Source organism: Paenibacillus sp. S28 (assembly GCF_016624415.1).
GTDB classification, from domain to species: domain Bacteria; phylum Bacillota; class Bacilli; order Paenibacillales; family Paenibacillaceae; genus Paenibacillus_AQ; species Paenibacillus_AQ favisporus.
Genome location: NZ_JACVTM010000012.1, coordinates 60,041 through 85,186 on the forward strand (window position 1 = coordinate 60,041; position 25,146 = coordinate 85,186).

19 protein-coding genes are annotated in these 25,146 nt (G+C 55.2%); 12 read left to right on the forward strand and 7 right to left on the reverse strand.

Annotated features, from left to right (window positions below; translation table 11 throughout):
• Window positions 1-132 precede the first annotated feature (132 nt).
• On the reverse strand, window positions 133-660 hold the full coding sequence (locus IAE55_RS24555; RefSeq protein ID WP_105445501.1) for a cupin domain-containing protein: 528 nt from the start codon (window positions 658-660) through the stop codon (window positions 133-135).
• Between the two features lie 371 nt (window positions 661-1,031).
• Here IAE55_RS24555 and IAE55_RS24560 point away from each other — a divergent pair, with 371 nt between their 5' ends.
• Window positions 1,032-1,739, forward strand: a complete 708-nt coding sequence (locus IAE55_RS24560; protein WP_105445502.1) for a DUF2294 domain-containing protein — start codon at window positions 1,032-1,034, stop codon at window positions 1,737-1,739.
• Window positions 1,740-1,775: 36 nt separating this feature from the next.
• Here the strand turns inward: IAE55_RS24560 and IAE55_RS24565 are convergent, their stop codons facing one another.
• Window positions 1,776-2,621, reverse strand: coding sequence for a lipoate--protein ligase family protein (locus IAE55_RS24565; protein WP_200634150.1), 846 nt, complete (start codon window positions 2,619-2,621; stop codon window positions 1,776-1,778).
• A gap of 263 nt (window positions 2,622-2,884) precedes the next feature.
• Here IAE55_RS24565 and IAE55_RS24570 point away from each other — a divergent pair, with 263 nt between their 5' ends.
• The 6 genes from IAE55_RS24570 to IAE55_RS24595 all read left to right on the forward strand — a co-directional run bounded on the left by IAE55_RS24570 (window position 2,885) and on the right by IAE55_RS24595 (window position 11,309).
• A complete protein-coding gene (locus IAE55_RS24570; RefSeq protein WP_105445504.1) occupies window positions 2,885-3,472 on the forward strand; it encodes a TetR/AcrR family transcriptional regulator in 588 nt (195 codons plus the stop codon).
• A gap of 20 nt (window positions 3,473-3,492) precedes the next feature.
• Window positions 3,493-4,254, forward strand: coding sequence for a glycosyltransferase (locus IAE55_RS24575; RefSeq protein WP_442793350.1), 762 nt, complete (start codon window positions 3,493-3,495; stop codon window positions 4,252-4,254).
• 101 nt (window positions 4,255-4,355) lie between these two features.
• A complete protein-coding gene (locus IAE55_RS24580; protein WP_076172035.1) occupies window positions 4,356-4,580 on the forward strand; it encodes a cold-shock protein in 225 nt (74 codons plus the stop codon).
• Between the two features lie 268 nt (window positions 4,581-4,848).
• Complete coding sequence (locus IAE55_RS24585) at window positions 4,849-7,593, forward strand: bifunctional YncE family protein/alkaline phosphatase family protein (RefSeq protein WP_200634152.1); 2,745 nt, start codon at window positions 4,849-4,851, stop codon at window positions 7,591-7,593.
• Window positions 7,594-7,710: 117 nt separating this feature from the next.
• Window positions 7,711-10,839 (forward strand): efflux RND transporter permease subunit, encoded by a 3,129-nt coding sequence (locus IAE55_RS24590; RefSeq protein ID WP_234489829.1) that lies wholly within the window; start codon window positions 7,711-7,713, stop codon window positions 10,837-10,839.
• Window positions 10,840-11,003: 164 nt separating this feature from the next.
• The gene (locus IAE55_RS24595; RefSeq protein ID WP_145162703.1) at window positions 11,004-11,309 is read left to right on the forward strand and encodes a hypothetical protein; all 306 of its coding nucleotides are present in this window, start codon (window positions 11,004-11,006) and stop codon (window positions 11,307-11,309) included.
• A gap of 91 nt (window positions 11,310-11,400) precedes the next feature.
• Here the strand turns inward: IAE55_RS24595 and ald are convergent, their stop codons facing one another.
• On the reverse strand, window positions 11,401-12,528 hold the full coding sequence (gene ald, locus IAE55_RS24600) for an alanine dehydrogenase (protein WP_089549627.1): 1,128 nt from the start codon (window positions 12,526-12,528) through the stop codon (window positions 11,401-11,403).
• Window positions 12,529-12,676: 148 nt separating this feature from the next.
• On the opposite strand from ald, the gene IAE55_RS24605 reads away from it, so the two are divergent.
• From IAE55_RS24605 to IAE55_RS24620, 4 genes are all read left to right on the forward strand, one after another.
• Complete coding sequence (locus IAE55_RS24605; RefSeq protein WP_200634153.1) at window positions 12,677-14,341, forward strand: PucR family transcriptional regulator; 1,665 nt, start codon at window positions 12,677-12,679, stop codon at window positions 14,339-14,341.
• A 60-nt stretch (window positions 14,342-14,401) separates the two neighbouring features.
• Complete coding sequence (locus IAE55_RS24610; protein ID WP_145162709.1) at window positions 14,402-15,403, forward strand: glycosyltransferase; 1,002 nt, start codon at window positions 14,402-14,404, stop codon at window positions 15,401-15,403.
• A gap of 132 nt (window positions 15,404-15,535) precedes the next feature.
• Window positions 15,536-17,281: an ABC transporter ATP-binding protein gene (locus IAE55_RS24615; protein ID WP_200634154.1), complete on the forward strand. Its 1,746-nt coding sequence runs from the start codon at window positions 15,536-15,538 to the stop codon at window positions 17,279-17,281.
• Window positions 17,268-19,157 (forward strand): ABC transporter ATP-binding protein, encoded by a 1,890-nt coding sequence (locus tag IAE55_RS24620; protein WP_442793347.1) that lies wholly within the window; start codon window positions 17,268-17,270, stop codon window positions 19,155-19,157. The genes IAE55_RS24615 and IAE55_RS24620 overlap by 14 nt, the downstream gene beginning before the upstream one ends.
• Before the next feature lie 1,356 nt (window positions 19,158-20,513).
• On the opposite strand, the gene IAE55_RS24625 is transcribed toward IAE55_RS24620, so the two are convergent.
• From IAE55_RS24625 to IAE55_RS24640, 4 genes are all read right to left on the reverse strand, one after another.
• On the reverse strand, window positions 20,514-20,714 hold the full coding sequence (locus tag IAE55_RS24625) for a twin-arginine translocase TatA/TatE family subunit (RefSeq protein ID WP_076172013.1): 201 nt from the start codon (window positions 20,712-20,714) through the stop codon (window positions 20,514-20,516).
• Between the two features lie 374 nt (window positions 20,715-21,088).
• Entirely contained in the window at window positions 21,089-21,817 is a 729-nt protein-coding gene (gene tatC, locus IAE55_RS24630; RefSeq protein ID WP_105445510.1) for a twin-arginine translocase subunit TatC, read from the reverse strand.
• Between the two features lie 44 nt (window positions 21,818-21,861).
• Window positions 21,862-23,583 (reverse strand): GMC family oxidoreductase, encoded by a 1,722-nt coding sequence (locus IAE55_RS24635; RefSeq protein WP_105445511.1) that lies wholly within the window; start codon window positions 23,581-23,583, stop codon window positions 21,862-21,864.
• 33 nt (window positions 23,584-23,616) lie between these two features.
• On the reverse strand, window positions 23,617-24,393 hold the full coding sequence (locus IAE55_RS24640; RefSeq protein ID WP_200634155.1) for a gluconate 2-dehydrogenase subunit 3 family protein: 777 nt from the start codon (window positions 24,391-24,393) through the stop codon (window positions 23,617-23,619).
• 183 nt (window positions 24,394-24,576) lie between these two features.
• Here IAE55_RS24640 and IAE55_RS24645 point away from each other — a divergent pair, with 183 nt between their 5' ends.
• Window positions 24,577-24,963 carry a c-type cytochrome gene (locus IAE55_RS24645; RefSeq protein ID WP_116233377.1) on the forward strand — a complete coding sequence of 129 codons (387 nt, stop codon included), beginning with the start codon at window positions 24,577-24,579 and terminating at the stop codon, window positions 24,961-24,963.
• The last annotated feature ends 183 nt before the right edge of the window (window positions 24,964-25,146 follow it).

Sequence of the window (25,146 nt, forward strand, 5' to 3'; positions counted from 1 at the left end):
ACGTTTGATCCTAATCGAAACCTATTTTGTCAGGAATGTCAAATGGGGAGCTGCTTGCGGCTTAACTTGTTCAGAGCCGTAATGCATTCCGCTGCACGAGGCTCGTTCAACCAGCGGTCGTCCAAGGAAGGATTAAGCGTGATTTCCCGTCTGCTGCTGAGGTTTCCAGGCACTCATGAGCGGGCCCGCCGCACCGTACAGCGGATCGGTATTCGGAAGGGGCACCCGGGCGATGTCTTCCAGCACGTTTGGGCGCTCCCCGGGCTTGCCGGTGCACAGATTGTAATCCATGCCGTCCGGATAGGCTCCGACGACCCTGAAATCTTTGCTTGCAGAGCATCGCTTGTGCCCCGTTCCGGCCGGAAGGACGGCCACGTCACCGGCGGTCAGCTCGAACTTCTGGCCATGTTCACCGCCGAGCTGAAGCACGGCGGAGCCGCGAATAACCCCCAGCACCTCATGTGCATTGCTGTGATAATGATGGTAATCAAAGACGCCGTTCGTCCAGCTGTTCAGCCAGCCGTTGCGGTTAAAGATAGCTTCCGTTTCCTCCGGTTCATCCTTAAGCGAACCCAAGTATAGGATGACCGGCAGGTTGGGGTTGCCCGGAATGACACCATCATCCTTAAAAAATATCGTTTTGATCTCCGCACCGTTCATGCCGTCAACCTCCGCTCATCTGCTTTAATTTGGAATGTAAATAAACATATTCGCACTTTATGAAACGCGGTTGTTCTTGGAACGATACCTATGCTATAATCAAGACTGGTAAACGTCAATTTCATATTGTCGGGTAAATGAATGAATATATCCTTGGATAAAAGTCATTTATGGCCTAACTTTTTCTTGCTGTTAAAGGGAAAGTTAGGCCTTTTTGTTTTGCTGAGGACCCGGGGGTTGTGCCGGGGACAGGGAAACACCCGCTTATTTCGTAATCAGGAGGGATATAAAGACACGCTTTTGCGGACACGTGATATAGCGGCCTGCCGCGATTATGTTTAGCAGCGTACCGCAACGACGCGTCTAATTCAATGGATCAATTACATAACCAACAACCATTTCATCAGCTCTTTGCCAGCTATACCAGCAAGCTATTAAGAGACCACTTTGGCAAAGGACCTGAATCCGTGGTGGTTTCTGTCGGTCACACCTTTATTACGATATATTTGCGCAACTTCCTGACGCCGTCTGAACGCATCCTGCTGGAACAGGAGCAGGAGGACATGATTGTGCAGACCAGAGCCAATCTGATGCGGGCGGTGATTCCCGAAATTATCAGTTATCTTGAAATCATGAACGGATCGAAGCCGGAAGAGGTGTATTATGACTGGAATCTCCGTAAAAGATCGGGGATGATCGCAGTCGTATCGGCAGAGGCGGTCAAACAGGGCACCGCGGTGAACAGGGAGTACCCTGCGAAATCCGAAGTGGAAGCGGAAATACTCCACATTTGCCGGCAGATTCAAAAATCACCCGAGCAAATCGACTCTTATGAGCTCAATCCCAGAACGCTGCTGGTGGTGCGAAGCGGCGTGTATCTGGAGCTGGAGAAGGCACTGATCCGGATGGGCCATGGCCGCTTGCTGAAGTCGGTGAAGAGCGGACTGGAAAAAGAGTATATTATGCGCAGCAAGCACCTGAACGGCCTGCTGCATCAGCCGGTATCCGATTGCTTTATAGACTGGAATGATACGCTGGATAAGAGCATTCTTCTGCTGATCATGAATCCGCCCCGATAAATTTCGCGGGCGGATTTTAATTTTACAGTGGCGGGCTTATGGCGTACGGGGCGTGTAACGGTGCATCAGCTTGACCGTCATCTCCCGGATTTCCTCCTCGGCCGGCAGATGCAGGCGGCTCGCCGCCTCGGATACTCCCGCGGCCGTCTGCAGGCTCCGGACCACTTCTTTGACGGAAGCGGCAAACGTATCGGCCGCCCCCGGGCCCATGCCGGTCAGCTCGTCCAGCGAAGCCATGGTACCGGGCTCAACGGACGGGTAATCTCCGTCTTTGGCCCCGGCTGCAGCCAGGTCGTAGAACGACTTGACCAGCTGACCGCGCTCCCGCCCGGATCCGCCTGCGATGACAAAAGCCTGGATCACGTAGGCATGGGCCTGGCGGCGCTGCGCAATGCCGCAGAACTTGCGTCCGCCGATGCTCAGATCATAGTCACCCGGGCAGTAAGCCCCGGCGACTTCCCCTTTGTCCACCGTTTTGCCGGTGGCGGCCAGCGCCTGCCGGATGAGCGCGTACATCCGCTCGAAGTCCCGGTGGAAGTGGAGATCGCCCGCGCCCCGCTTCGGCAGGATGAGCGACACGTTGACCACGTCCGGATCGAGCGGAACGGCGGCGCCGCCCGAATTGCGGATGGCCGTTCGGTACCCGAGCGATTCCAGCCAAGCCCGGGCCTGCTCCGCTCCGGGAAGCCGGCTGTCCCTCAGACCGATAATAAAAGAGCGGGGATGGCGCCAAATATGGCATAATGGCGGACCGCCTTCTCCTGTGCGCCGGCACAGCAGCTCGTCCATCGCGAATGGATACAGAGCATCCACATCCTCCAGGTGTGCCGTCCGGTCCAAAATGAGCATCTGCCCCGCTATTTCCGTAATATCTTCAAACATGCGCACCGCTTCCTTTTCCTCAGGTGATACCGGGACCACCGGTTACCAAACGTTTATTCCGTACCTTTTACAATCTCCCTGATCCTGATTATGACATAACCGATCCGGCGTGGCTACTGCATGAGCATGGGCTACCCGACGGAGCAGGCTGCCCGAAAATGTCAAAAAACAGACAAAGAAGCAGCATACACCAGGCCCATAAATACCATATAATGGATACAAACCGGACGGTCGGTTTTAAAACAACAAGGAGCCTTCCGATCATGAAAAAGCGTAAATACGAAGCCGAACAGACCAAACAGACCATTGTCGAGGGAGCTAAGGCGCTGTTTGCCGCCAAAGGGTATGCCGCAACGTCCATGATGGATATTTGCGAGGCCACGGGCTGCAGCAAGGGAAGCATCTACCACCATTTTCAGAGCAAAGAGGATTTGTTTCTCTACTTGGCGGAGCAGGCGTTTACGAACTCCTGGCAGACCTGGCATGAGCAGTCCGGGGAAGATCGTTCCGCGACGGAGCAGCTCTACGCTTACGCTGACTATTTTGTCGACACGCTTCAGAAGCCGCTCAACAAGGCCGGCGAGGAATTTATGATCCGGGTGGGTGCCGATTCGGAAGCCGGGCGGCGGTTCATGGAGATCATCCAGAACTACATGAAGGGATTTGAGGATCTGGTCCAGGCCGGACTGGACAGCGGGGAATGGAAAGGGGAGAGCGTGCAGGAGCTTTCCTTTATTATTCTCAGCTATTACTCCGGTCTCAGCGACAGCTACCACCTGATGGACAAGGCAGCGATGAAAGAGCTGTTCCGCAAAGCCACCACGTTACTGCTTGATGGGATTCGCAAGTAATCAATCCTAGGGAGAGATGGCTGATGGAAACAAAGCGGTTCGCAGGTACCGACCACACGGGGAACATTAAATTTTCGGTGATTATTCCGGCCAGAAACGAAGAGAACTATATCGGGCGCTGCCTTGATTCTCTGGCTGCCGCGGCGAAGCCTTATCCGGGACAGGTGGAGATCATCACCGTCTTAAACCGGTGCACCGACCGGACTGAGGAGGTTGCTTCGTCGTACGGGGCCGTCATTGTGAAGAACGACAGCAAAAATCTGTCGCAGATCCGCAACGCCGGGATTCAGGCGGCAAGGGGTGACATCATCGTGACGATTGACGCCGACAGCTGGGTGACGGACAACATGCTGACGGAGATCGACCGGCTGCTGGCAACCGGACAATGGATCGGCGGCGGGGTGAGGAGCCAGTTTGAGCGGGTGTCACTCGGTATCATCGTCTCCGGGATGCTGCTGATCGTGCCCCTTCTGTTCAAATACGGACTGGTCACCGTCGGACTGTTCTGGGGGCACAAGAAGGACTTTGAAGCGATCGGCGGCTTTAACGAAAACATGCTGATGGCGGAAGACGCCGAGTTTGCCAAGCGGCTCAAGCAATGGGGCAAGCAGCAGGGGAAGAAATACGGCACCGTCACGAAGGCCAGCATGACGACCTCCTGCCGGAAGTTCGATCAGTACGGCGATTGGGGCGTCGTCAAGAACCCGAAAATTATATGGGCATATCTGAAAGGAACGGACCGCAAGCACGCGGACGAAACGTACTACGAAATCCAGCGGTAGCTGTTTTACGGATCATCAGGCGATTTTTATCATAAATATATATTTCTGGGGCATACTAAGCGGACACCGATGAACTGAGGTAAATAACGGGAGGGTTCGCGATGTATTTCGGAAAAAAAGTGGTCGAGGAAATTCCCGAGGCCGATACTTTAATCTGGTCATGCGTAAACGATGGATGCAACGGCTGGATGAGAGACAACTTTGCTTTTGAAACGGAGCCAGTTTGCGTCCAGTGCAACTCTCCAATGGTGAGCAGCATGAAGATGCTGCCGCTGGTCGTCAACGACCATCCGACGAAAATGCTGAAGAAGGGGACGCTCATCTAAGGGCGCCTCGTTCGGTCAGTTAAAAACACAGTATGAAGAGGTCCTGCGGGGGCCTCTTTTTCGTTTTCAGGCGGATGTTCTGCATACGGGTCTATGGATGCGGCCGTAGTCGAATATGCCCCCTATGAAGAATGATACATATAGGTGTTTGGAATTATTTTCATCCGTTTAATCAGATACGTTGTTTCTTTTTACATTGGCGTTACATTCCCTTCTTAATATCTATCCTGCAGGACGATTGAAATCGATAGCAGAGGAGAGGGAATGAATGGGACGGAAGAAGTTAGGGAAGAAAAGGGGCGTGGCTTTGATTTCACTGGCGTCTTTGCTGCTCGGCGCAGGAAGCGTATACGCGGCGGTAGGAAACCCCTTTGACAAAGACATGGTCGGACGGCAGGCGAACGGTTCAGTATTAACACCGGTCAATCAATACGTCACGCCGGTAGGCCAGCAAGTCGAATTCGGGGGAAATCCGATTTCGGTGAAGGTGCGTCCGGACGGAAAAACGGCAGCGGCCATTATCGGAAGAAGCGATTATGGCGGCAACGGCATCAACATTGTGGATTTGGAAACGGGAGCACTGGTCAAAAATAACATCCCGTTAAGCCTTTCGCATATGTGGGGCCTGGCTTATTCTGCCGACGGCACCCGGCTGTATGCAACTGGCTCGTCCGGGACGACCGGCAAAGTCGTCATCATGTCGGTCGCCGATGACGGCACCCCGTCGATTCTGCAAACCGTGAGCCTTCCTTTGGCAGCTGTAGGCGGCAACATTAACCCTCAGGATATTGCACTGGGGCCGGACGGGAAGACGCTTCTCGTAGCACTTAGCCGTGATAACAGCCTCGGTGTCATTGACTTGGAGTCGGGCCAACTCACGGATCGAATCCCCGTAGGCAACGCACCGACCAGCGTCGTGGTCAGCGGCAATACGGCTTATGTAACGAACACAGGCGGAAGAGCCGCCGAGCCCGGCGACCTCACGGTTGACTCATCCGGGACGCCAATCGTAGCGGAGCAAACGGGAAGCTCGGCCAGCGGCACCGTGTCCGTAGTGGATCTGTCCGGGAAAACGGTCAGCACAACGGTCGAAGTGGGACTGCAGCCTGCACGGATGGATGTCTCCGGTTCGTATGTATTTGTTGCCAACACGAACAGCGACACGGTGTCGGTCATCGATACAAAAACAAACCATGTCGTGCAGACCATCGACGTCAAGCCTTACCCTGATGCACCCAAAGGATCGGCGCCCAATGCGGTAAAGATGATTAACGGGAACCAGCTTGCGGTCAGTCTCGGACGCAACAACGCGCTGGCTGTCTATGACTGGAACGGGCCGTCCAAGGAACCCAGACTTCGTGGACTGGTACCGACCGCATGGTTCCCGGTCGATATCGCAACCGACGAAACCCATAATCGGCTGCTCGTGGCGAATGCCGACGGGGTCGGTTCCCTCGGACCGGAGCGCAACTTGAAGATACAGGGGATCAGCGTAACGGGACATTCCTCTTATGCCCAGAAAGGGTCTCTTTCCATCATTCCGGCATCCTTTGGAAACAAAGAGCTTGTCCAATGGACGGATGATGTCTATGCCAACAACAATTGGTTCGAAATTGCCGGCCGTAATGCCAAGCCCCGCAACAACAAGAAGCCGGTGGCCATACCCGAGCGGATTGGCGAGCCTTCGCCGATCAAGCATATTTTCTACATCGTCAAAGAGAACCGAACCTATGACCAGGTCCACGGGGATATGGGCAAAGGCAACTCGGACCCCGCTCTAACCCAATTCGGAAAAGACGTAACCCCCAACTTCCACAAAATCGCTAATACTTACCCGCTTCTCGATAACTTCTACGTATCCGGTATTCAGTCGGCAAGCGGACACCAGTGGGTCATGCAGGCAACCAATACCGATTATGAAGACAAGGAAACGGACGTAGGCAACGTACGGAGCTATCCGGGGGGCGCGGGAGATTCCTTGGCTTACGCATCGACCGGACACTTGTGGGACAACGCCTTGAAGCATGGGTTATCCGTCGTCAACTTCGGGGAAGACACCACGGCATTCAGTGGCCCTCAGGCATTCGGTACTTGGACGGACTGGTATAACGATTACTTGATTCTGTCGGGGCAAAAACAGGGAGAGCTTCATGTGCCGATCGGGGATTACACGGCCAAGACCGATATTCCGTCGCTCGACCCGATCACCTATAAGCCGTTCCCGACGTTCGATTCGGGCATTCCGGATCAATACCGGTACGAAATCTTCAAGCAAAAGTTCGAGGATTATGTGAAAAACGGCGACCTGCCGCAACTCGTGCAAATGTGGGTCATGAACGATCATACGGCAGGAACATCCACAGGCTTCCCGACTCCGCAGGCCCAGGTGGCCGATAATGATCTGGCCGTCGGCAAGATCGTTGATTTGATCTCCCACAGCCCGTATTGGAAAGACTCCTTGATTCTGGTGACCGAGGATGACGCACAGAACGGGGTGGATCATGTGGATGGTCACCGTGCACCTGCTTACGTCATCAGCCCTTGGGTCAAGAAAGGCGTGACCGATAGCCATTATTGGACGGTGATTAACATGGTCCGGAGCATCGAGCAAATTTTGGGCCTGCCGCCGATGAATCAGAACGATGCGGCAGCCGTTCCGATGAGCGAGCTCTTTACCGACAAGCCGGACTTCACGCCGTATGAGTTCGTGCCGAACCAGATTCCGCTCGATACGTTAAACGGCCAGCCCGGGTCCAATGCCGCGGCACTGGCCAATACGGCAGAGGTGACGACGGAAGCCAAGGAAATCGAGAAGGCGTGGACGGCATGGTCGAACGAAAATAAGGTTCATTTCAGCGGGGAAAAGGCTTCTCCGGACGAGACGAACGCCAATATGCTGAACCATGTGACTTGGTATGCAACCAAAGGGTTTGACACGCCGTATCCGGGCGAGGACAAGGTGCTTACGCCTGCGGAAGTTGCAAGTCAGCCGGACAGCAAAGCCGTTCAATAAAGGGTTGTACCGTCAGTAGACTAGCGTAAAACCAAAGGTGCGGACATATTCCCCCATCGTTCCGTTCAGGAGCATGGGGGATTGTCTGCATTCGTCTATCCCACAAGGAGCTGAGTAATGATGAACAGACTCATCGAGGCAGCGATGAAACGAACGGTGCTGATTCTGATCCTGCTGGCGATCATCTTGGCTTGGGGGGGAGTATCCGCTTACCGTATGCACCGGGACTACCTCCCGCCGATCAACAATCCTACGCTCATGATCACGATTCATGCCCCCAGTTTCCTGGCCGAGGAGATCAAACACGCCGTGTCGAGGCCGATCGAGCAGGCGGTCCGGGGCGTGGAAGAGCTGCAATCGCTGGAGACGAACAGCTTCAACGGCGGACTTCTGATCAGCTTGTATTTTCCCTTGAATTACACCATGGATCGTGCCGAGCGGGACGTAACCGATGCTTTGCGGGATGTAGCTTTGCCAGCAGGCGCGGGCGAGCCGACCGTCACCCGCGTCAGCACGAGCTCTTTTCCGATCATGAGGCTGACCATCACAAGCCCTTCAGGAAAAGTGGATGAGGATACGCTGAGAACGACCGTGCAGGCTCAAATCTCCGATGAACTGCTGCATACGCCTGGCGTAAGCGAAGTCCGGGCTACCGGCTCCGCAAAGAACGGCTATGTTCTGTCGGTTCGGATGGAGGACCTGGCCAAGGCAGGATTAACGGTCGATAACGTCAAGCAGTCCCTGGCCGGGGTGAGTTTTCCTTCGGTCCAAGGCAAGCTGACGGACAGTGTCATGTCCATTCCTCTTGAGGCTTCGGGCTGGAATCCGAATCAGACGGAATGGATGGACCTTCCCATCCAAGGGGCCAACGGGCAGAGCGAGCCTCTCTCCTCGGTTGCCACCTTGTCCCCATCCTTGGTCGACAAGCAGACGATCTCCAGAACCGGAGGTGCTGCGAGTGTCGTGCTGGATATCCTCAAAAAACCGTCGGCCAACATCACGGAAGTATCGGAGGACATTCGCAGCCGTCTCTCAGGCATGACCGGTTACCCGCCGGAGGATGTGAAGCTTTCCGTCATGTTTGACCAGGGAGCGCAGGTTCACTCTTCCCTGAACAGATTATTTCGGGAAGGGCTGTTAGGATGTTTATTTTCCATGGTCAGCGTATTTCTCTTTTTCCGCAGCATCCGGTCCACGCTGCTCATTGCGCTGTCGCTGCCGATTTGCATTCTGGTAACCACGGGGCTGCTTCACGTGATGGGATTCAGCCTCAATATTCTCACCCTTTCGGGACTTGTCGTAGCGATGGGGCGGGTGATCGACGACACGATCGTGATCCTTGACAATATCCACCGCAAGCAGAGCCAAGCCAAATCTTCATCTTCCGGGCGGATATCCGAAGCGGCCAAGGAAATGCTGCCTGCCATCGTATCGTCGACGGCGACGACCGTTGCGGTGTTTGTCCCCATCGCTTTGGTCGGCGGGATGATTGGTGCCGCGTTTTCGGGGTTCGCATGGTCGGTGGTTATTGCTCTGCTAACCTCTCTGCTAGTAGCGGCTTTGGTAGTTCCCGCCTTGTATTATGTATGGCAAAGAGACCGACCTGGCGCTTCCGGCGCAGCCTTCGAACCCGTTACCCGGCGCGTCCTGCAGTGGGCCTTCCTCCGGAAAGCGCGATTGATATCCGTCTTTGCCGTGCTGCTGGCAGGTGCCATCGCCGGAGGGTTCCTGCTACCGGTAAACTTTTTACCTGCCAATTCCACGGGCCAAATTAACGTCCAGCTGGAATTTCCCGAACGGAAGACGTTGTCTCAAGTGGATGCTGCTGTAAAGCGTATGGAACAAGTTCTGGCCTCGGATACTGGAATTTCCACTTATTCTTCGGTACTGGGCTCCACTTTCACGCCTCAATTCGACGATGTGTTTGACGCGGGCGGGGGGTGGATCCAAGGCGACAATATCGCCAATATTGCCGTGTCCGTTCAGAAGGGCGAGGACGTTGACGCAGTAACAGCGAGGCTGAAGGAGCGGCTGACCGCTTTGTCGGGGAGCGCTGTGGTGACCGTCACGAACCAGAATATTTCCGGGGATGATTCCCAAGTAAAAATTGATTTAACCGGGGCCGACGGCGCCACTCTGGAGCAGGCCGCGGGAACGATCCGCAGCAGCCTGGAAGGGATGGCGGACTTGAGCGTTCTGGGAGCCGCCGACGATGAGGATGGCCTGGCGGGTTACCGGGTCGAGCTGGACCGGGCCAAGCTGGAAAGCGCCGGTGTGAAGCCGGAGCAGGTGATGGAAAGAGTCCGGAATTATTTGGCCGGAGGGACGCTGCTCGAGATGAACGCTGGAAGGCAGGATGCGGTTCCCCTTGAAATCCGTACCGAGCTCCCGGCCGCCCGCGATGACGCTTCCGGCATGGAGCTGCCGGAAACGGAGGTACTGGCCATGCTTGGACGCGAAACGTTCCAGGGCAAAGACGGCAAGCCTGTGCCGCTGGAACAGCTGGCAACCTTGACAAGGGCTGCCGGGACGCAGGTCATTCGGGAGCGGGACGGCGAGCCATTCGCCGTGGTGACCGCGAATATTACATCCAGGAATATCGAGCAGGTCGCCGGACAAGTCAAGAAACGTCTGAGCGAGCTTACGCTTCCCGCCGGCGTGCATTATTCGATGAATGGCATCACCGCTCAAGTCGGACAAATGATCGGAGAAATGGCGATCGCATTATCGGTTTCCGTTGTGCTGATCCTCTTGATTCTCAGCATGGTTTTCCGGGGGTGGAGGGCTCCTCTCTGCGTGCTGGCCGGTATTCCCTTCGCCTTTATCGGCTCCATTGCCGGATTGGTCCTGACCGGGGGAGAGTGGGATCTGGCTACGCTTGTCGGCCTGCTGATGATTACCGGTATTGCCGCAACGAATGGCATCGTGCTGGTGGACCGGGTCGAGCGCCATCTATCCGCGGGGATGGCCCCGAGGGAAGCGATTCTTCTCGGCGCTTCCTCCAGGGTACGCCCCGTCTTGATGACGGCGGTGACCACCGTATTGACGCTGCTGCCTTTGTGTTTTTCAAGCGGCAGCGGCACGGTCATCTCAAAAATGCTAGGCATCGTCGTCGTTTGCGGCATGATCAGCTCCACCCTGATCAGTCTGCTGCTCATCCCGCTTCTTTATGACTGGGTGCTTGTTCGGCGCTACAGAACCGCAGCGGCAGACAATGGCGCGAAGACGCTGCTAAGAACCTCTTAAGGACCTCGTGAGAACCTCCGAGTCCTGATTACCTCCCGGATGCAGCCTAAGAGGGTGATCATGCTGTGTTGCTGCACCCCCTGGTACTTCAAATAATTTCCATAACCATGTATGATTGGGCTAAGTGATTAAAATGTCCAATGAGTTCTGAGGCATACAGATTCATGGAAAAGAGGGTGCAGCAGCATGAGCAAATTATGGATGCGGGCGGCTGCGGTAACCGGTCTGGCGGCCGCAGCGATGTGTTTCTGGATCAGCTGGACTCATTCATCGATATTCCAAGCTATAACTTTACGATCTATCAGAAGGCCCACCCGAATGAGGAATTGCCCGCCCAGATGCTGAAGGACACCAGGTGGAGCACCCTTCCTCCTGGGAAGTACACGATCACCGCGCGTCCTGATTTCAGCCTGAAGTCCACGGGCGAGCGTTTCGAGGAATCGGCCGAGATTCAAATTACTGTCAAGTAAAGTAACCGAAGCGGACCCCAAAAAACCGGCTCCTATACATCAGGAAGCCGGTTTTTGACATGGGTATCGATCCCGTAGGGATGAGTGAAAGCTATACTTTAATGCGTCCGAGCGCCTTCTCCGCCGGCACGTAGTCGTATCCGAGGTCGCGGGCCACCGCCTCGTAGGTGATGCTGCCGTTGACCACGTTCGCCCCGCTGCGGATGGCGCTGTTCGTTGCCAGCAGATGCTGCAGGTCTTCGCCGGCCAGCTTCAGGGCAAACGGCATGGTGGCGTTCGTCAGCGCCAAGGTGGAGGTCTGCGGCACCGCGCCCGGCATGTTCGCCACCGCGTAGTGCACGACGCCGTGCTTCACGTACGTCGGGTTATCGTGCGTCGTGATATGGTCGATCGTCTCGACGATGCCGCCCTGGTCGATCGCCACGTCCACGATGACCGAGCCCGGCTTCATCGATTTGACCATCTCCTCGGTGACGAGGCGCGGCGCTTTGGCGCCTGGAATCAGGACGGCGCAGATCAGGAGGTCCGCCTCCTGAACCGACTTCGCGATGTTCGACGGGCTGGACACCAGCGTCTTGATCTGGCTGCCGAAAATATCGTCCAGCTGACGCAGCCGCGGAATGCTGAGATCGAGCAGGGTGACGTCGGCGCCGAGACCCACCGCGATTTTCGCCGCGTTCATGCCGACCGTGCCGCCGCCGATGATCGTCACCTTGCCGCGCGATACGCCCGGAACGCCGGAGAGCAGGATGCCCTTGCCGCCATGCGGGCGCTCCAGCAGCTGGGCGCCGATCTGCGCCGCCATGCGTCCGGCCACCTCGCTCATCGGCGTGAGCAGCGGCAGGGTGCCGTTCACGTTTACGGTTTCGTAGGCGATGGCGGTAACGCCGGACTGCACCAGCGCCTCGGCCAGCTTCGGCTCGGCGGCCAGGTGAAGGTACGTGAACAGGATGAGCCCTTTACGGAAATATCCGTATTCGCTGGGAAGCGGCTCCTTCACCTTCATAATCATATCGGCCTGGGACCACACCTCCGATGCTTCCGTCAGAATGGTGGCTCCGGCCTGCTTGTATTCTTCATCGGGAAATCCGCTTTCCGCACCGGCCTGATGCTCGATATATACCGCATGTCCGTGCTGAATCAGTTCGAGGGCACCTGCCGGCGTGACGGCGACGCGATTTTCGTTGTTTTTAATTTCCTTGGGTACTCCGATTTTCATGACAGATCACCTCACCTCATAATATATTAAAAGTGTACAATCGAATCGGTGCGTATTCATCATACGTCTTGTCAATCCGTTTGCCGCAGCGGCAGGACATAATGTTCGGCTGGTGTTACCATAATTAACATAAGGGATGTGAATGCCGATGAGCAGCGGCTTCAACCTGCATATCCGGGAAGTGCTGGAGCGCCCGGTGTTCAAGCGGGCCCGGCTGATTGCCGGAGCGAACGGCCTGGACCGTGAGGTGGGCTGGGTGCATATTCTCGAAATCACGAACGTGGCCCCGTTCGTGACGAAGAACGACCTGATCCTCACCACCGGCCTTTGGCTCCATCATTACGAGCAGGAGCGCCTGTCCTACATGCAGCAGCTCATCCGCCAGCAGGCGGCGGGGCTGTGCGTCGAGCTGGGCACGAGCATCGAGAATATTCCGGAGGAAATTATCGAGCTGGCGGACCAGTGCGATTTTCCGCTGCTCGTATTCGAGCAGCCTGTCCGCTTCGTTGAAATCACCCAGAATATTCACGGGCTGCTGATCAACCAGCAGCATCAGCTGCTGAAGGATCTGGAGGCCTTTTCCCGCCGGCTGCAGCAAATTACCCTGCAGAGTACGGATGTTCATGCCGTTCTCCATGTATTATATGAATACACGGGTTATCAAATTGTGTATCATTCGTCCGTGGAGGCGAATAAATTTTGTCCGAAGCCGGCAACCTCGGAGGAAGCCGATGAGCTGACTTTCTTCTACCGCAAGCAGGTGGAGGGAAATGAAGCGGCCGCCCAGGAGCCCAGCCGCTTCCCGATGCCGGGCGACCGGCTGCTGCTCTCGCAGCCCGTCATCTGCCTCGGCGAGACTTTGGCGTACGTGGGGATGATTCTCCCAGGCGAGCAGCCGCTGGACCGGATCGTCCTGCTGCTGGACTACACGGCCAAATCGCTGGCCACGCTGCTGCTGCGGATGCTGTTTCTGGAGGAGAAGCATCTGCGGGATCAGAACCAGCTGATCCAGGATATCCTGTCCCACCAGCTGGAGGACGAAGAGGCAGCGCGATCCCGGATGGGCGTACGTCCGGCCAAGCAGGGAGAGGTCCTCTTCATCGGTGGCATCGTCGAGCTGGAGTATCCGGACAGCGCCCTGCGGCCCGACCGGGACCGGATCGAAGCGGAGGAGCAGGATCTCCTCGTCCGGCTGCGCGCCCTGCTCAAGAAGCACGGGCTGCGCAATTTGCTGATGCAGAAAGGGCACCGCATCTACATTTTGTGCGCGCGGGAGCGTTCCGCTTCGGGGGACAACGCGGCGGCCTTGAAGCAGGCGGTGCGCCGGATCGTGGAGAGCCTGCGCCTGACGGGCGTGGGTCTTACCCAGCCGTTCAGCCTGCACGCAGGCTTTGGCAGCATCCGCCCGCGGATGACCGACATGCACAAGAGCTTCAAGGAAGCGGAGCAAGTGATGGAGGTGTCCCGCTCGGTGGAGCTGATGCACAGCAGCCTGTTCTACGAGCGGATCGGCGTCTACCAGCTGCTGAAGGCCATCCCGGACAAGGCGTTCCTCCAATCGTTCGTCGAGGAGCAGCTAGGGGCGCTGATGGCTTACGACAAGGAGCATCACCTGCATTTGGTGCAGACGCTCGACGTCTATTTGCAGTACATGGGCTCGAAGAACGATACGGCCAAGGCGCTGTTTATCCACCGGCAGACCCTGTACAACCGTCTGGACAAACTAAACGAAATTCTCGGGGAGGACTTTTTGGAGCCGGAACGCCGTATATGCCTGGAAATGGCGCTGCTGGCCTGCCCGCTCCTGTCCTGACCCGTAAACCTGTTGATTTTCCAACTCAGAAAGGCAGTGCAGATAAAGGATGATGAAGTTATGAACAAAGTCGGACTGGTCATGAGAAAGATCCAATTTACCGAGAGGCAGGGGCCGCGCGTCTTTGCGGACCGCCTGCAGGCCATCGGCCGCGAGCTGGGGGTGGATATCGTCTTCATATCCCCGGAGCGCCATGTGAGCGGGTATGACTGGGTGCCGGGATATGAGCATGAGAAGGGTGACCTGGTGAACTATGACATCGTGCTGGACCAGATCTACGCGAACGGCATCGAGCACGTGATCTATACCGTATCCGGATTTACCTATCTGAAAATGTTTCTTAAAAACAGCGTACTTTTTCCGCACAGCTTTCCCGATCCGGCCCTGACGGGGTACGATATGATGAAGCCTTTTTATCAAATAGTGGACAAGGCGGTCGTGCAGACCGAGTTTTTGAAAGGCGAGCTTGCCCGCAATTTCGGGGTAACCGACGTGGATGTGATCCCGATCGGATTCAGCGAGGATCTGGCGGAGCGGCATTTTGACCCGTCGCAGATCGTGAACAACCGCATTCTGTGGATCGGACGGGACGAGGAGAACCGCCGGCCGGATCTCGTGCTGGAGTATGCCCGGCAGAATCCGGACAAAGAGGTGTACATGGTCTTCGGGGGCGAACGATACCGGGAGAGCATGAAGAAATACGACATTCCGCTCAATGTCCGGCTGCAGTTTGCGCTGAGCCAGGATGATATTTTTAAGCTGATGAACACGGCGAAGGTGTACTGGAACTGTTCGAAATTCGATACGTTCGCCATGCCGCTGACCGAGGCGCTCGCCATGGGTAAAATCGTCGTAAAGCCCGAGCACCCTTGTTACGGCCATATCAGCGCCCGCCATTCCTTTTCAGGGAATGAAAAAAATTGGTTTGAGCTGGTCAACATGGCTGCGGCATCGCCGTCTTCTTATTCCTGGGACAACCGGAGCTACGCGTTCGAGAGCTTTTCCAGCCGCATCATGAAGGAAGGTTACCGAGAGTTTTTTGACAAGTGGCTTAGGGAATAAAAGGTTTTTGCCGGATATTGGTCGTGACAGATGACCGAAAAAGGAGTAATCTTCACTAGTGTATATGTCTTAAATTACATATCGGTGAACATGTAGCTTTACCTCAAATAAGCGTAAAAAGGTGATGCAGCCATGTCCTTTTTCAACAAGTATGTCAAGAAATACTGGAAACTGTTTTGCGTAGCGGTATTGTTTCTGGCGGTAGAGTCGCTGTGCGACCTGCTGCAGCCGACTATGATGTCCAAGGTCATCGATGTCGGGGTGGCCCAGAGCCGGATGGATCAAGTCTTCCATTACGGAGGGCTCATGCTCCTGATCACCGCCGTTGGAGCGGTGTCGGCCTCCACCCGGAACATCATTTCAAGCCATGTGTCACAGCGGTTCGGGGCGGAAATGCGGTCGGATTTATTCCGGAAAATCCAGTCCCTGTCGTTCGAGGACATGGATAAGTTCGACCGGGCCTCGCTCATCACGCGGCTAACGAATGACGTCACCCAGGTGCAGAACTTTGTGAACGGGATGATGCGGTTCTTCGTAAAGGCGCCGCTGCTGTGCGTGGGCAGCCTCATTATGGCCATCCGTTTGGATGTGCATTTGTCGCTCGTACTGGCGGTGGTCGTGCCGATTGTGGCCGTTCTCATCGTGCTGAACATGAAGATCGGTTTCCCATTCTTTATCCGGGTACAGCGGGCGCTGGATAAAGTGAACAGCGTCATGCGCGAGTACTTGTCGGGCGTAAGGGTGGTTAAGGCGTTCAACCGCTTTGATTACGAAGTGGAAAAATTTGAAAGCGCCAACACGGAGCTGTCCAGCCGTTCGGTCCTGTCGATGAGGGTCATGTCCGTTTTCGGACCGGGGATTTCGCTCTTCCTCAATTTCGGCATCATCGCCGTCCTCTGGATCGGCGGGATTCGGGTCGACAACGGGCAGATGCAGGTCGGCAGCATCATCGCGTTCATCAACTACATGACGCAAATGCTGTTCTCGCTGATGATGATCAGCAACGTCTTCAACATGTTCGTGCGGGCCAAAGCGTCCGCAGGCCGGATTGGCGAAGTGTTTGCCGAAGGAAGCGGGCTGGACAATGGAGGCAAGTCGGCGACGAAACGCGATTCTCAGCGCGGACGCATCGACTTCGAGCATGTGAGCTTCTCCTATGCGGGAACCCAGGGCGACCCGGTCATTCGCGACTTTACGCTGACCTGCCTTCCCGGGGAGACCGTGGGGATTATTGGCTCGACCGGTTCGGGGAAAAGCACGCTGGTCAGCCTGATTCCGCGCTTTTACGATGCCGGCGAAGGGCGGGTCAAAGTGGCCGGCACCGACGTGCGGGACATGGACCCGCATGCGCTGCGCGAGATGATTGCCGTCGTTCCGCAGAAGATCATGCTTTTCACCGGCACGGTGGAGGACAATTTGAAATGGGGCAAGGAAGACGCGAGCCAAGATGAAATGGAAGAGGCGTGCCGGATCGCCGAAGCGCATGACTTCATCATGGCTTCGCCTGAAGGATATGCCAGCCGGATCGGCCAAGGCGGCGTCAACTTCTCAGGCGGACAAAAGCAGCGCCTGTCCATTGCTAGGGCGCTGGTGAAGAAGCCGGAAATTTTGATTCTCGACGACTGCACGAGCGCGGTGGACGTCGCGACCGAAGCCAGAATCAAGGAAGCGCTGCGGACGTATGCCAGCGAGCTGACCTGCATCCTGATCGCCCAGCGGATCACGTCGGTCATGGATGCCGACCGGATCGTGGTGATGGACCGCGGGGAGATGGTCGGCACGGGCACGCATGAAGAGCTGATGGAGACGTGCCGGGTCTACCAGGAGATTTACCAATCCCAGATGGGGAAGGAGATGCATCCGCATGCCGCAGAATGAAGCCGCACAGGCACAGCAGACGCCGCCTCCGGGAGCACCGGGTCCTGCGGGACGCCCTGGCGGGATGATGAGGGGACCCGGAAGCGGGGGCATGAACCGGGGCAAGCCGGTCAAGCCCAAAAACTTCCGGAGAACGATGGGGCGCCTGTGGCGTTATTTCGGACGCGAGCGCAAGCTGCTCAGCCTGATCATGGTGTTTATCATCATCGATGCGGGCGTAACCTTGATCGGGCCGTTTCTGATCGGCAAATCGATCGACGCTATGTCCGCAAACCATGGACGCGTCGCTTTCGGGCTGCTGCAGTCGTTTATTATCGTGCTGGCAACTGCCTATATCACGGACGTCGTGCTCGTCTTTCTGCAGGGCTGGCTGATGGCCGGCGTGTCGCAGCGAATCGTTGCGGGGCTTCGCCGCTCGTTGTTTCAGAAGCTGCAGAAGCTTCCGGTATCTTATTTCGACGCCCGGTCGCACGGGGAAGTGATGAGCCGGCTGACCAATGATATCGACAATGTGAGCCAGACCGTTTCCCAATCTACCACGCAGCTGATGGCCGGCGGCATCGCCATTATCGGCTCGCTGGTGATGATGATCGTGCTCAGCCCGATCCTGACCTTGGCGAGCCTAATTACCGTACCGATTTTGTATTTACTGACGCGCACGGTCACACGCAAAACGTCAGTGCTGTTCAAGGAACAGCAAGTTCAGCTCGGCATGCTGAACGGACATATCGAAGAGACGATTTCCGGTATGGAAGTCGTCAAGGCGTTCAATCACGAGCACCAAGCGATTAACGAGTTCGAGGCGGTCAACGGCCGCTTGTTTGAAGTCGGGCTCAAAGCGCAGATTCGCTCCGGTTTCATGATGCCGCTCATGAACGTCATCAACAACATCGGCTTTGCCGCGGTTGCGCTCGTTGGCGGGATTCTCGCCGTCAAGAGCCTCATTACCGTCGGCGTGATCGCGAGCTTCCTGAGCTACTCCCGCCAGTTTGTTCGCCCGCTGAACGACCTGGCCAACATCTATAATCTGCTCCAGTCCGGCGTGGCGGGTGCAGAGCGGGTGTTCGAGGTGCTGGACGAGAGGGAGGAGCCGGACGATTTGCCGGATGCGGTACGGCTCGATCGCACCAAAGGCCACGTCGTATTCAAGGACGTAAGCTTCGGGTACCGGCCAGAGGTGCCGATCCTGAAAAGGGTCAGCTTCGAATCAAAGCCGGGGACCAGTACGGCCTTGGTGGGGCCGACAGGGGCGGGCAAGACGACGATCGTCAATCTGCTGACACGGTTCTATGACGTGACCGGGGGTTCCATCCGGATCGACGGCGTCGATATCCGCCATTACACCCGCGACAGCCTCCGCCGCACGTTCGGGATCGTGCTGCAGGACACGTACCTGTTCTCCGGCACGATCAAGGAAAACATCAAATACGGCAAGCCTGACGCGACGGATGAGGAAATCCGCGAAGCCGCCGTAATGGCGAACGCCGACGTATTCATCCGCCGCCTGCCGGACGGCTATGAGACGGAGCTGTCGGAGAACGGCGGCAACCTCAGCCAGGGTCAGCGCCAGCTGCTGGCCATCACCCGCGTCATTCTGGCGAAGCCATCGATCCTCATCCTCGACGAGGCGACGAGCAGCATCGACACGCGGACCGAGCTGCATATCCAGGATGCGCTGCTCCAAATCATGAAGGATCGTACGACCTTCATTATCGCGCATCGGCTCAATACGATCCGGGACGCCGACAACATCATGGTCATCGATCATGGCGAGATCGTGGAGCAGGGCAGCCACGACGAATTGATCGGGCGCCAAGGCTTCTACGCCCGGATGTTCGAGAGCCAGTTCAAAAACCTGGAGAGCGCAGGAGAATAATTGGTTGCTTGCGCTCCCGGAGCTTGTTCACGATTATATTGAATTTGTCTTAACCAGATCGAACACATTCGGATTGTATCTTTTTAAGGAGTTTGTTCACTGACAACAAACATATTTCGAGTGCATCTTTTAAAGTGTTTGTTCACTGATAACGAGCAAATTCAAATTGTATCTTTCCAGGGTTTGTTCACTGATAACGAGCAAATTCAAATCGTATCTTTCCAGGTGTTTATTGAGTGATAACGAGCAAAATCAAATTGTATCTTTCAAGGTGTTTGTTGAGTGATAACGAGCAAATCAAATTGTATCTTTCAAGGTGTTTGTTCAGTGATAACGAACAAAATTCAAATTTTTATTTTCATAGTGTTTGTTCACTCTCAACGAACAAATTGCAATTTTGTCTTTCAAAAGGTGGACACTAACACCATATCTTTGTCCTCAGTCACTACCCCGTATATTGATTTGAATATAAATATTAACACAATATATAGGAAAATTTCCTATCCAGCCGCCCGTTGAAGAATATAGTGTCGTGTCCTCCTTTTATAAAACAAAACAAGGATATGTCCATTATACGAGGACAGAGGATGTACGAGAGCTATTACAAAATGGAAAGTCTCGGGGAGCAGCTGGTGGGTTTGAGATTTGTGGAGTGTCGGGGAGCAGTTAGTGGGTTTGTGATCAAGAGAGTGCCGAGAAGACAGTTGATTGGTTTGAGATTAGGAAAAGTGTTGGTGGTTTTGAGATCTGAACAGTGCCGGAGAAAAGGCTGATTGACTTAGATTTGTGGAGTGCCAGGGAAGCAGTTTGTTTGAAACCAGAAGAACAACGGGGGAAAGTCGGTTTGCACCCTTGCACCTCATGCTGATTCCCGATTAGACCAGTTTTGTCTACTGACAACGAACATATTGCGATTTTGTCTTTTAAAAGGCGGACACTAGTACCATTCTTTGGTTCGGCATAAAACTTCTATATATAGTTAAAGGCTGGGTTTTAACGCTAAATATAGGGGTGAACTCTTGAAGTGGCGAGCTGAAGAATATTAGTGCCGTGTCTTTCTTTTGTAGGACAAAATGGAAAAGTGTCCATTGGATAAGTACGTTTTTGGTATATCCTCTCTGTTATTCTTATTGGGTAACGTGAAGGTCCCAATAGAATTGGGGCGTGCAAGAATACACCAGCCACTCAGGTTGGAAGGCCCAGGATGAAAATAACGAACAAGCAACCAGTCCCTTTTGAGGGCCCCATTGATGAGGCAAAAAGGGTCCCCATCGAAGGGACCCTCAATGAAAAAGCAGCCATTCCCCATAGGGGAGGCTGCTTTTTCTCTGTTTAATAGGCGTTGCGTTGGGCATATTAGCGCTTCTCGACAAGCTGCTTCACCGAAGACTCGGAGGAAGTCTCTTCTTCCTCGACGATTCCGCGCGTAGAGCTTCGGAACTCGCGGAGCGTGTCCCCGAACGCTCTTCCGAGCTGCGGGAGCTTCGATGGCCCGAATAGGACGAGGGCGATGGCCAAAATAATGACCAGGCCGGATACACCAATGTTGTTCAGCATAGCATGTACACCTCTTTTCTGGATTAACGTCCTAGCCCCCCAGATGACTGAACGCTGGACGGATGGCGGCTATCGTCTGGTCAGGACTGCGACCCCCGAGTTGCCGGACTACGGAACTGATGCGGTCTCGGATAGACGGAGAGTGCAATTTCCTGGCTGCCAGACGGATTGAACTGCTGCAGTTGCCAGACTTTGGGATTGTGCAGCTGCTGATGAGCAGGAACTGCAGTTTCCTAGCTGCCGCAGGGCGGGAGTGCTCGATATAGCAACCGGATGGTCAGGACTGCAACGATTTAGCTGCCGGACGGGCTGTGCAGCTGCTAATGAGCAGGAACTGCAGTAGTCTAGCAACCGGATGGCGGGAATGCAACGACTTAGCTGCCAGATGGGCTGGATTGCATTTTCCGCCACTGGCGGCCGGATACGTAAACGCTGATCTCGAACAGCAGGATGAGCGGAATGGTGACGGACAGGTGCGAGACGAAGTCCGGCGGCGAAATGCAGGAGCCGAGGATCGCCAGCCCCAGGTAAGCGTATTTGCGCGTCTTTTTCAGCGTATCGGGCGTCAGGATTCCGATTCGGGTCAGGAACAGAATGACCACTGGAAGCTCGAAGGCGATGGCCATCGGGATGACCAGATCGAACAGGAACCCGAAGTACCGGTCAATCCCGTACGTTTCGATCGCCCCGATTGTTTGGTTCATGCGCTTCATAAACTTCAGCATCATCGGAAACACAACGTAATAGCTGAACGACAGCCCGGCCAGAAAAAGCACGAATGCGACCGGAATGAAGGGGAACGCGCTCTTCGCCTCATGCTCCGTGAGCCCCGGCTTCACAAAAGCCCACAGCTGGTACAGGAGGACGGGAACCGTGAACATGAGCGCGAAGATCAGCGCGCATTTCATGTAGATCAGAATGCCGTCCGTAAAGGAAAACACGTTCCAGGCGATCGGCTCCGCCAAAGGCTGAGACTTGAGGTAGAGCAGGATGCCGGGGGCGGCGTACAATCCGGCGGCAAACGTCACGATGAAGCAGATGCCGACGATGATCAGCCGCTTTCGCGCCTCGGCGACATGAACAATCCAATTGTCTTGATCCATTTGATTCCCTCCGCATTTTCCTTGCCCACAGGCGGTGTTTTCGCTTAAACGAGAGATCCGCCTGATTTCAAATATTTCGCAATGCCTTCCGCAGCCCGGTAAGCGAGGGCGCCAACGGTACCAGTCGGGTTATAACCGCTGTTATGCGGGAAGGCGGATGCGCCGACGACAAACACGTTTTCGGCATCCCACATTTGGAGATAGTTGTTGACGACCGAAGTCGAAGGGTCCGATCCCATAATCGCGCCGCCGGTGTTGTGCGTGGATTGATACGGCACGATATTGAACGGCCCCAGCTCCTTGGATGAGCCGATAGACGAGGGTTTCATTTCCTTCATGATGGCTTCGGTTTTACCTGCCATGAAGGAGATCATCTGCCGGTCCTGCTCCTCAAAGTCGAACGTGATCCGGACCAGCGGTTTGCCGTAAGCGTCCTTGTAGGTCGGATCCAGATCGAGATAGTGGTGCCTCCAAGGCATGCTCGATCCCTGCGCCGCCACGGTCAAATAATTGTTCGCGTATTTCAGCGAAGTCGCTTTGAAGTCCTTGCCCCACGTTGGCGTCCCTTTCGGAACCGAATTGTTCGCGATCGGGCGGAGCCCGGTTTGCGAAATCCGGATGCCTGCGCCGTGGATGAAATTCAGATCGCTGTGATCAAAGTTGTCGCCGTTGAAGTCCGGGATTTCCATGCCGAGCGCGCCGGCTCCGGCAAACAGGTTGAACTGCTTGTCGTCATAAAAACCGGTCGCTGAACCGCCATTTGTTTGGTAAGCGTAGTTTTTGCCCACAACGCCCGTTCCCGAATTCGGATCGTACGGCTTGCCGAGCTTGGACGTCAGCAGCAGCCGGACGTTGTTGAACACGTAGCTCGCCAGAATGACGACGTCTGCCGGCTGTTCGTATTCCTGGCCGGTCAACGGGTTAACATATTTCACGCCTGTGGCCTTCTTCCCGTCATGCAGAATATCCGTCACGTTGGCATACTCACGGAGCTCGAAATGCCCGGATTTCTGTGCGACCGGAAGCACGGTCACGACCGGATCGGCCTTGGCGCCGTATTCGCAGCCAAAGCGCTCGCAATAGCCGCAGTACTGGCAAGGGGCGCGGGTAATGCCGTCCGGGTTCGTATACTGCTCGGACAGGTTGGCCGACGGCATCATATACGGATGGTAGCCAAGCTTTTTGGTCGCTTCCTCGAACATTTTGATCATCGGCGTCTTGGTCATCGGCTTGGTCGGGAACGGCTTGGAGCGTTTGCCAACCATCGCCGCCTGTTCCTGATCCCCGGAAATGCCCGCGACCTCTTCGAACTTGTAGAAATAGGGCTCCAGCTCGTCGTATGTAATGCCCCAGTCCTGAATGGTCATGCCATCCGGAATTTTTTTCTTCCCATATCGCTCGATCGTTTTGCTCCGGATTTCGAAATCGTACGGCAGGAACCGGTACGTTTGTCCGTTCCAGTGGATGCCTGCGCCTCCGAGGCCTTCCCCGAGCAGGAAGGCGCCGTATTGGCGCATCGGCAGGGCCGTCATTTTCGACGTGTTCCGAAAGGTGATCGTTTCCTTGGACAAGTCCTGCATCAGCTCATAGCGCTGGGCGTAACGGAGCTCGTCATGGACCATGTAATAGTCCTCAGTAGAACGGGGTTTACCGCGTTCCAAGCCGACGACCTTGATTCCCTGCTTGCTTAATTCGGCGGCGATAATGCCGCCGATCCATCCCATCCCGACGATCAATACCGGGACTCTTGGCAATTTCGTAGCCATGGATAACTCTCCTTCTCTGTCAGCATGTAAAAATTAATGTGTGGCCAAATGGTCATGCAGGCTGAGCGGATCTGTTTTTGCAAAAGCGTCCTCACCGACAATTTTGGCATAGGACATCTGGTTGCCCGGATAGTTCCGCATCTTCCAGCCCTCCATGTTGACGTTGCCGCCATAGAGCGGGTCCGCATATACGCCTTCGAGCGTCATATTGCGAAGCAGGTCGAAGAAGCTTTTGCCGGTGATGCCGTTAATCACTTCAATGTCACCTTTTTCAAGCGAAGTCAGAATGGCGTCTTTTTCTTCGTCGGCAAGGTCGGTAAACCCCTTTTGGTACTTTTTCTGGCTTGCATTGTCAATGGCGGTAAGCCCGAGCAGGAAGACCTCGTTACGGTTAATGCTCTGATAGTCGCCCTGTGTGGCTTCCCCTTTAACAAAAGGCCCCATGCGGTATTCGCGAGCGTTGAAGCCCCAGTGACCGGCTAACTGATGGTCGATGTAGTAAGCAACGCCCAAGTCGTTGGCTCCAGGACCGTTATCGTCCTTAGGAAAAATGCGCTCTGTCGCTGCCTGTGTAATTTGCAGCTGGCGCTGGTTGAAGTACATGGTCGCATGGTTATAATCTGCAGCAGGCTGCGTTCCGGTTTGCGGCGATGTCGGCGCATTTGCAGCCGGCTTTTTCTTGCTGAAGCCGCCGGTAATGGCCCCGCCAATAACGCCACCGACGACCAGACCGCCGATCGCCGTCCCTGAATATTTCAGGAACTGGCGCCTGGACCCGCTTGGTGGTTGTTCCTTTTGTTGTTCTGCCATGGTTTCATTCCTCCTTGTGGGATATGTTCCCCTTTGCTGGGTATATTATGCACTTGCCATGCCAAGCCGAAAAAACCGCAAATACGAAAAATCACGATAATCCGCGTACATGAAAAGCTTATTGCTGGGGCATCGTAGCTGTATTGAGGCAAATTTGAAAAAGTTGAAGGGAGACACCTCCAAATGAAAAAATCGATCATTTTCCTGAGCCTGCTGCTCGTTCTTTCCCTGTCCGCCTGCGGTAAAAGCAGCGACAATAACAACAACCAGGGCGCAGCCAATAACAACGCCGGCACTACCGGTAATACGGGTACAACGACCGGGCAAACCGGCGGCAACGCAGCAGCCGGCAACGGGGAAGCGACCTTTAAAGCCAACTGTGTCAGCTGCCACGGCAACAATCTCGAAGGCGCCGTAGGACCGAACCTGCAAAAGGTCGGAGCCAAATACTCCGCGGACGAGATCGCCGGGATCGTATCGAACGGCCGCGGCGGCATGCCGGCTTTCAAAGGCCAACTGTCCGATGCTGACATTCAAGGCGTAGCCCAGTGGTTGGCCGCCAAAAAATAAGCGCGCTTCGGCCCAGCCATGCAAAAAGCAGCCTTTCTGTCAGGGGGCTGCTTTTTTACTTCACCGGGAAGACGGCGCTGCATTCGCATGTTCGCCGCAGGCTTCATGCTTGGCGGCTTGTTTATTTTTCGACAAAATCGGGTAATTTTAGAGAAAATTCAACATCAAGAATTTCGATATGGG